The 2,002-nt window shown below is 63.1% G+C and carries 4 protein-coding genes; all 4 read left to right on the top strand.

Translation table 11 applies throughout. The annotated features are described in order from the left end of the window. Positions 1-235 (top strand): aldehyde dehydrogenase family protein (locus AC1DY5_RS53285; RefSeq protein WP_478122293.1); only part of this gene is annotated, 235 nt, incomplete at its 5' end. Between the two features lie 31 nt (positions 236-266). Next, positions 267-1,262 carry a Bug family tripartite tricarboxylate transporter substrate binding protein gene (locus AC1DY5_RS53280; RefSeq protein WP_478122292.1) on the top strand — a complete coding sequence of 332 codons (996 nt, stop codon included), beginning with the start codon at positions 267-269 and terminating at the stop codon, positions 1,260-1,262. Between the two features lie 2 nt (positions 1,263-1,264). Beyond that, entirely contained in the window at positions 1,265-1,696 is a 432-nt protein-coding gene (locus AC1DY5_RS53275) for a nuclear transport factor 2 family protein (RefSeq protein ID WP_478122291.1), read from the top strand. Between the two features lie 46 nt (positions 1,697-1,742). Further along, the coding region (locus AC1DY5_RS53270) for an oxidoreductase (RefSeq protein ID WP_478122290.1) at positions 1,743-2,002 on the top strand (260 nt) is incomplete at its 3' end.

The raw sequence follows: 2,002 nt of genomic DNA, 5'->3' as shown, positions 1-2,002 counted from the left end.
CAACGACACCGAGTTCGGCCTGTCGGCCGGCATCGCCACCACCAGCCTCAAGTACGCGACGCACTTCAAGCGCCACAGCCAGGCCGGCATGGTGATGGTGAACCTGCCGACGGCGGGGGTGGACTACCACGTGCCCTTCGGCGGGCGCAAGGGATCGAGCTACGGGCCGCGCGAGCAGGGCAGGTACGCGCAGGAGTTCTTCACCGTGGTGAAAACCGCCTACACCAATGCTTGAAGGGCTGACGACGCCGTTGCCCCCAACACACATGGACACGCACTTCATGCCCACCGCCACAACGAACCGCCGCTCATTCCTCGCCAGCTGCGCTGCCGCTTTCGCAACCCTCGCGGGCCCCGCGTGGGCCCAGCCTTCGCCCGCCGTCCGCAAGCTCATTGTCGGCTTCCCGGCCGGAGGTACTGCCGACAGCCTGGCACGTGCGCTTGCGCCATTGCTTGCGGACGTCGGCAGCCCCTACATCATCGAAAACAAGTCGGGCGCTTCGGGTCAGCTGGCCACCGACGCTGTTCGACAGGCGACGCCCGACGGCAGCAGCCTTCTGCTCACACCGTCCTCCGTGCTGACGCTTGTGCCTCAGCTCTACAAGAAGCCACCCTTCGATGCGCTGCGCGATTTTGCGCCTGTGGCCTGCGTGTGCGACCACTCGTTTGCCTTGGCCGTGAATGGCAACTCGCCGATCGCGAACCTCGCGGCCTATATCGCGTGGGCGAAGGAAAATCCCGATAAGGTGACATATGCAACGCCTGGGCCCGGAAGCGGCCCACACTTTCTTGGCGTGATGATGGGCCGCGAGATTGGCGCACCCCTCGTGCATGTGCCCTATCGCGGAGTGGCGCCAGGACTACAGGACCTCATGGGAGGACAGGTCGCATCGACCTTCAACCCTCTGCCAACGATGCTCGAATATCACCGCGCCGGTCGAATTCGCATCCTTGCGGTGACCAGCCCTGCACGATTGAACACGTTGCCGGATGTGCCGACCTTCACCGAACTGCGTTTGCCAGCGATGGAGCTGGTCGAGTGGTACGGGCTTTTCACCGCCTCCARGGTGCCGGCACAACCGGTCAGCGCGATCAGTAGCGACGTGAAGCGCGCCATAAACACGCCCGGGATGCTCGCCGCGGCGAAGCGCCTTGAAGTCATTCCCCGTTATGAGGATGGCGCGGCGTTGGCCAAATTGCTTCAGAAAGACCAGGAGCGCTGGGCCCGGCTGGTCGCGAGCACCGGCATCCAACTCGACTGAACGTGGACCCTCTAAACAAAGGACCCTTTATGACTCCCGCCCAAACAGCCTCCAATACCGAATCCCTGTTGCTAGACCTGGAAGCGCAGCGCAGCGATGCCATGAAGCGAGCTGACTTCGCGCGCTTGCGCGAGATCCTCCATCCCAATCTCACTCACGTTCATGCCAAGGGCCAGACCGACGACTACGAAAGCTACTTTCGCTCCGGCGGCACGCACGTCGACTACCGACAGATCGATCGCTCGGACCTGAAGGTGGAGGTGCTGGGCGATGCCGCACTGATGACGGGCCGGCAACAACTTGTCGCCGTGCGAAAGGACGGCAGCGGCACCGTCCGCATCGACTCCAGGGTTATGCAGGTATGGGCGCGACACGATGGCAACTGGCGACAGTTGGCCTTCCAGACCACGCCTTTGGAAATGAGCATCACGTGAGCGGCGGCTCGCCACTGGTCCGAAATGTCTAATCGAGAGAATCGACGTGCCCACTGAACGCAAGACCCTGTTCGATCAAGTCCAGTTCGGAAGGCACTTGCTGCCCAACCGAATCGTGATGTCCTCGATGTCCCGAGATCGCTCCCCTCGCGGAGTGCCTACCGAGCTCAACGCGAAGTACTACGCACAACGCGCGAGCGCCGGCTTGATCATCACGGAATCCACTGCGGTGTCCGCCCGCGGCGTAGGGTGGCCCAATACCCCAGGCATCTTCACCGACGAGCAGGTGGGGGGCTGGCGCAAGGT

Source organism: Variovorax sp. P4_D9, assembly GCF_056401695.1.
Note: the sequence above shows the minus strand (reverse complement) of the source record. Positions and strands in the feature narration are given on the sequence as shown.